Genomic DNA, 5,556 nt, shown 5'->3' on the forward strand with positions numbered 1-5,556 from the left:
GACCCGGGCGACGCTTCCGGGCTGGTGCGCTGCACGAGCGCGGTCATCTTCCGACGCCCGTAGAGCCCTTCGGGCGTCATCCTGCGCACGCCCTCGTGGTCGATCGTCCAGGCCAGGTCTCGGACCTGGTTGGTGACGATGGCGTCGCTGACCGTGCGGGCCGCGACAGGGCGGTCGAGGCGCGCCCAGTCGCGGTAGGTCCGCGCGGCGATCTGGCAGCCCTGCTCACGCAGGACCCGGCAGATCGACTCGACCGCGTGGTCCTCGGCCCGCAGCTCGTCGATGAACGCGACGATCATCGATTGCGGGGGTCGAGTTCGGCCGCGAAGAAAATCGAGGCCCGGCGCAGGACCTCGTTGTCCTCCTCGAGTCGGCGGACCTTGGCCTTGAGGTCCTTGATCTCGGCGAGCTCCTCACTGGTGGCTCCCTGGCGCTGGCCGCCGTCGATCTGGGCCTGGACGACCCAGCGGCGCACGGTCTCCTTCCCGACCCCCTCGCGACGCGCGACGGTCTCGGCGGCTGCGGTCAGCGACGGATACTCCGGCAGGTGCTCCAGCACCTGCCGCACGCACCGCTCCTTGACCGCGGGATCGATCTTCTTCGGCATGGTTCGCATCCTTCCAACTCAAAAGGATGCGGCATCAAACCTGGGGCGCTTCAGCACGGTGACGGCGCTCCGACTGGTCGATCCCGGACCACCGCCCTGGTCGAACACCGGGTCCTCGGGGACCCTCAGCGTCCCGGCGGGCGTCAGGCGTTCTCGATGGTGTCGCCGGTGGGATCGTCCGCGGCGGGAGCCGTCAGATGTGCGCCGCCCACCGGAGTCGTGCTCCAGTTGACCAGACGCCAGCCCGAGCGGGGGTCGCCTTCGATCTCCACGAGCCCGGTGTTCGCCAGGGGCGTGCGCTCGACCGTGTCGATGTCGACCCCGGCGACGCGCGCGCTCGCCCAGCAGCGGATCGCCGCGCCGTGCGAGACCATGACGACTCGCTGCCAGCCTGCATCGGCGATCTGGGCGATGGAACGATCGAAGCGGTCGAAGAAGGCGTGACCATCGTCCCCTCCGGGCATCTGCTGGTTGAGACGTCCGCGACCCCACGAGAACACCGTCTCGAGATAGGCCCGATGCGAAGCGCCGTCGGTCCTCATCTCCAGATCGCCGGCCTCGACCTCCCGGATGCCCTCGAGGGTCTGCGGCTCCATGGAGAGTGCCCGGGAGAGGGGCGTGGCCGTCAAGGAGGTGCGGACCAGAGGCGAGATCATCAGCGCGTCGATCGACAGGTCGGAGAGCGCCCCAGGGACGGCCTCGGCCTGTGACTGTCCCAGGGCCGTCAGCCCAGGGCCCGGAGCACCGGTGTCGAGGGCGCCCGCGACGTTCGCCGGGGTCTGGCCGTGACGGAGCATCAGCAGTCGCATGATCCCATTCTCCCGTCCGAGGTGGCCGTCACCCCAGCGGGCCGGGGGAGACGCTCGACTCACTGCCCGGACCCGCTCGACGGACTAAACTGATGGCATGGCACAGATCTTCTCCCTCGAGTACCCGCAGTCGCTCGGCGTCTTCGACGATTACGCCGACGCGCAGAAGGCGGTCGACTACCTCTCGGACAATGAGTTCCCCGTCGAGAACGTCCTCATTGTCGGTACCGAGCTCAAGCAGCTCGAGCGCGTCACTGGGCGCATGACCTGGGGTCGCGCGATCCTCGGCGGTGTCGGGGCCGGTGCCTGGCTCGGCCTGCTGGTGGGCCTGCTGCTGGGCATCTTCGCGGCCGAGGGCCAGTGGTTCGGTGCGGTTCTCACCGGCCTCGTGCTGGGCATCGTCTGGGGTGGCATCCTCGCCGCCGTGTCCTATGCGATGCAGCGCGGACAGCGCGACTTCTCCAGCGTCAAGACCATCCTGCCCAGCAAGTTCGAGGTGCTGGTGGAGCACAAGTTCCTGGCCCAGGGCCAGGACCTGCTCGCGCACCGACCGGGTGCGGCCTCGGCGTTCTGACGCCCCGAGGTGACGGGGCAGTAACTTTCTCGCGTTCGCGATCGGCCATGATGTGTGCCGTAGGCCACCGAACGCGAGGATGACATGACCAAGACGAATCCGGGCAACTTCTTCGAGGACTTCACCGTCGGGCAGGTGATCGAGCACGCGACTCCGCGGACCGTCACCGAGGGCGACCGGGCGCTGTACCAGGCGCTCTACCCGACGCGTTTCGCCGTCCCGTCGTCGGTGGAGTTCGCGGCCTCGGTGGGGTTGAAGCCCGCCCCGGTCGAGGATCTGGTGGCCTTCCACATCGCCTTCGGCAAGACCGTCCCGGACGTATCGCTCAACGCGGTCGCCAACCTGGGTTATGCCGAGTGCCGTTTCCACCGTCCGGTGGTCCCCGGAGACACGCTCTCGACGCGTTCGGAGGTCATCGGCCTCAAGCAGAACTCGAATGGCAAGAGCGGCGTGGTCTATGTGCGCTCGACCGCCACCAACCAGCGGGGCGAGATCGCGCTGGAGTGGGCGCGTTGGGTCATGGTGCACAAGCGCGATATCGACGCTCCGGCTCGCGAGGCCCTCGTCCCCGACCTCGCCACGGTGGTCGCCGCCGATGATCTGGTCATTCCCGATGGTCTGGACTTCACCGACTACGACCTCGTCGCCGCCGGCGAGCCGCACCGCTTCGACGACTACGCGGTGGGAGAGAAGATCGACCACGTCGACGGGGTCACCCTGACCGATCCCGAGCACATGATGGCGACGCGGCTCTGGCAGAACACCGCCAAGGTGCATTTCAACACCGAGGCGCGTCCCGATGGCCGCCGGCTGGTCTACGGAGGCCACGTCATCTCGATGGCCCGGGCGCTCTCCTTCAACGGACTCGCCAATGCGCAGCTGATCGCGGCGATCAATGCCGGGGCACACACATCGCCCGCCTTCGCCGGTGACACTGTCTATGCCTGGTCCGAGGTGCTCGACACGGCAGAGACCACCGCCCCGGGTGCCGGCGCGCTGCGGTTGAGGCTCGTCGCCACCAAGGGGCGTGACGAGTCGATGACACTGCGTGGCGAGGATGGCAAGTACCTGCCGCACGTGCTGCTCGACCTCGATTACTGGGTGCTCGTTCCCCGGTGAGCCTCGCCGGCGCGCCTCCTCCCGGCCACCCCGTTCCGGCGCTCATGCGTGAGATGGCGGCGGGGGAGGTGACGCTGGTCTGGCAGAACGAGGTGGGCGGGCTGACCGGCCGAGTCGGCGGTACGCGCCCTCGGTACCTCAAATGGAACCCGGCGGGCTCGGGCGAGTCCCTCTCAGCCGAGGCTGAGCGACTCCGCTGGCTGGCGGACCGGCATCCGGTTCCCGCGGTGCTCGATCTCGTCGTCCGGGGCCACGAGGAGCTGTTGGTCACAGCAGCTCTCCCGGCGCGCTCGGCGGTCGACCCGAAGTGGACGCGTCGTCCCGAGGACGCCGTCAGGGCCGTGGCCGAGGGGCTGCGGGCCCTCCACTCCCTACCGGTCGCCACGTGCCCCTTCGACTGGGGTGTGGAAGCTCGGATCACCGAAGCGGTGTCGGCGGGGCGCGAGGTGCCTGCTTCGCTCCTCACCGCCCCCAATGTCGACCTGCTGGTCGTCTGCCACGGCGATGCCTGTGCACCGAACACGCTCCTCGGCGACGACGCGCGTTTCGCGGCGACCGTCGACGTGGGGCGATTGGGGGTGGCCGATCGATGGGCGGATCTGGCCGTGGCCACGATGTCGCTGGCGTGGAACTTCGAGGACCCCGATGAAGGCCTGTTTTGGGAGACGTATGGCCTCGAACCCGATATCGAGCGCATCGACTACTACCGGGCGTTGTGGAATGCCACATGAGCCGACCGCCGTCCCGCGCAGTAGCGTGGCGGCGTGAACGTACTCGCTCCCGACGCCGAGCTGTGGATCGTCCGACATGGTCAGACCGAGTGGAGTCGTGAGTGGCGACACACGTCGTTCACGGATCTGCCGCTGACCGAGGAGGGCGAGCGGCAGGCCGAGACGCTGCGGCCGGCCCTCGCCGATATCGCCTTCGACCGGGTGCTGACGAGTCCTCGGCAACGCGCCCAGCGCACGGCAGAGCTGGCCGGCTTCGACGAGGCGATCGTCGACCCGGACCTCGTCGAATGGGACTATGGGGACTACGAGGGACTGACGACCGAGACCATCCGTGAGAGCGTCCCCGACTGGACCGTCTGGACCCATCCGTGCCCGAACGGCGAGAGCGCGCGGGAGGTGGGGGTGCGGCTGGACCGTGTCGTCGACCTCGCACGGGAGCCGGGCCGCACGCTGGTCTTCGCCCACGGCCACAGCCTGCGCGTCCTCGCGGCCCGCTGGCTCGGCCTCGTCGTCGAGCAAGGCCGGATCTTCGACCTCGACACCGCCACCTACTCGGTGCTCAGCGCCGATCGCGGCACGCCGGTCGTCAAGCGGTGGAACGTCACCAGCTGGTAGCGCATGCGCTCGACACGCTGCTACGAGCCCGGGCAGGACGCGGGAACGCGGAGAGAGTGTTCGGATTCGGAACCTAGGACGAGATATTCCGGTTAGGCTCAGCCTCAGCATTGTCAACCGGGGAGCATCGGAGTGTGCTATGGAGATCCGAGAGCGGCTGTCGAGTCTCGCCGCGAAGATTGAGGCGCAGGGAGACAGCATCGAGACGGAGGAGGCGACCAAGAACGCCTTCGTGATGCCGTTTATCTCTCTCGTTTTGGGCTATGACGTCTTCAATCCCCAGGAAGTCATTCCCGAGTTCACCGCCGATGTAGGCACGAAGGGGACTGCCCCCGGTTTGGTTGACACTCGGGGTTTGTGCTGATCAGGCCGCGGTTGCGGTCGTGTAGATCATCTCAAACTCGACCGGGGTGAGCTTGCCAAGGCCGCGTTGGCGGCGTCGGCGGTTGTACTTCGTCTCGATCCAGCGGACCATCGCGAGGCGGAGCTCGTCGCGGGTGTCCCAGCGGCGGGTGTTGAGGACGTTCTTCTGCAGCAGGCTGAAGAACGACTCCATGCTGGCGTTGTCCCCGGCGCCGTAGGAGCGGCCCATCGAGCCGACCACGCCATGGTTCGCCAGGAGGGCCTGGGTGCGCTTGGCACGGAACTGACCGCCTCTGTCGGAGTGGCAGATCGTGCCCCGCGGCGACCGTAGGGCGATCGCGTTGCGCATGGCCGACTGCGCCAGCGACGCCTTCATCCGGGAGTCGATGGAGTAGCCGACGATCTTGTTGCTGAAGACGTCCTTGATCGCGCAGAGGTAGAGCTTGCCCTCGCGGGTGGGATGCTCGGAGATATCCCATAGCCAGACCTTGTTCGGGGCGTCAGCGACAAACTCGTGCCGGATGACGCCGTGCTCGTCGACCACGGCGAGCAGGTCGTCGTGCGGTGGCGGCCCGGTGCTGCCGGGCTTGGACCGCTTCTTGGGCCGTGATGCAGCCGTGGGTGACAGTTGTTGTTTAGGCAGCGGCTGCTGCGTTGGTGGTGATCTTGTCCTCGTACTCGATGGGGGTCAACCCGCCGAGTGAGTCCTGGGGGCGTTGCCGGTGGTACTTGCGTTCG

Annotated in this window: 6 protein-coding genes and 2 pseudogenes; 5 read left to right on the forward strand and 3 right to left on the reverse strand. The window is 67.8% G+C overall.

Annotation, left to right across the window (positions count from 1 at the left end; translation table 11 throughout):
* Together FNM00_RS19350 and FNM00_RS18505 are read right to left on the reverse strand one after the other, a co-directional pair.
* A pseudogene (locus FNM00_RS19350) lies at window positions 1–607 on the reverse strand (transposase family protein); the annotation flags it as partial.
* A 143-nt stretch (window positions 608–750) separates the two neighbouring features.
* Window positions 751–1,416 carry a histidine phosphatase family protein gene (locus FNM00_RS18505; protein ID WP_143915012.1) on the reverse strand — a complete coding sequence of 222 codons (666 nt, stop codon included), beginning with the start codon at window positions 1,414–1,416 and terminating at the stop codon, window positions 751–753.
* A gap of 97 nt (window positions 1,417–1,513) precedes the next feature.
* Here FNM00_RS18505 and FNM00_RS18510 point away from each other — a divergent pair, with 97 nt between their 5' ends.
* From FNM00_RS18510 to FNM00_RS18530, 5 genes are all read left to right on the forward strand, one after another.
* Window positions 1,514–1,990: a YflT domain-containing protein gene (locus tag FNM00_RS18510; protein WP_143915013.1), complete on the forward strand. Its 477-nt coding sequence runs from the start codon at window positions 1,514–1,516 to the stop codon at window positions 1,988–1,990.
* A gap of 84 nt (window positions 1,991–2,074) precedes the next feature.
* Complete coding sequence (locus FNM00_RS18515) at window positions 2,075–3,109, forward strand: MaoC family dehydratase (RefSeq protein WP_143915014.1); 1,035 nt, start codon at window positions 2,075–2,077, stop codon at window positions 3,107–3,109.
* Window positions 3,106–3,840, forward strand: a complete 735-nt coding sequence (locus FNM00_RS18520) for an aminoglycoside 3'-phosphotransferase (RefSeq protein ID WP_221933822.1) — start codon at window positions 3,106–3,108, stop codon at window positions 3,838–3,840. Before FNM00_RS18515 ends, FNM00_RS18520 begins: the two co-directional genes overlap by 4 nt.
* 33 nt (window positions 3,841–3,873) lie before the next feature.
* Window positions 3,874–4,455, forward strand: a complete 582-nt coding sequence (locus tag FNM00_RS18525) for a histidine phosphatase family protein (RefSeq protein WP_143915015.1) — start codon at window positions 3,874–3,876, stop codon at window positions 4,453–4,455.
* Window positions 4,456–4,594: 139 nt separating this feature from the next.
* Window positions 4,595–4,819, forward strand: coding sequence for a hypothetical protein (locus FNM00_RS18530; RefSeq protein ID WP_246065244.1), 225 nt, complete (start codon window positions 4,595–4,597; stop codon window positions 4,817–4,819).
* Here FNM00_RS18530 and FNM00_RS18535 read toward each other — a convergent pair.
* Window positions 4,820–5,419: pseudogene (locus FNM00_RS18535) on the reverse strand (IS3 family transposase); the annotation flags it as partial.
* Between the last annotated feature and the right edge of the window lie 137 nt (window positions 5,420–5,556).

Origin of the sequence: Aeromicrobium piscarium (assembly GCF_007421815.1) — a bacterium.
GTDB classification, from domain to species: domain Bacteria; phylum Actinomycetota; class Actinomycetes; order Propionibacteriales; family Nocardioidaceae; genus Aeromicrobium; species Aeromicrobium piscarium.

Excerpts from the sequence above, each read along its gene's own strand:
- FNM00_RS18505 (WP_143915012.1), bottom strand. The coding sequence starts at position 1,416 with ATGCGACTGCTGATGCTCCGTCACGGCCAGACCCCGGCGAACGTCGCG.
- FNM00_RS18510 (WP_143915013.1), top strand. The coding sequence starts at position 1,514 with ATGGCACAGATCTTCTCCCTCGAGTACCCGCAGTCGCTCGGCGTCTTC.
- FNM00_RS18515 (WP_143915014.1), top strand. The coding sequence starts at position 2,075 with ATGACCAAGACGAATCCGGGCAACTTCTTCGAGGACTTCACCGTCGGG.
- FNM00_RS18530 (WP_246065244.1), top strand. The coding sequence starts at position 4,595 with ATGGAGATCCGAGAGCGGCTGTCGAGTCTCGCCGCGAAGATTGAGGCG.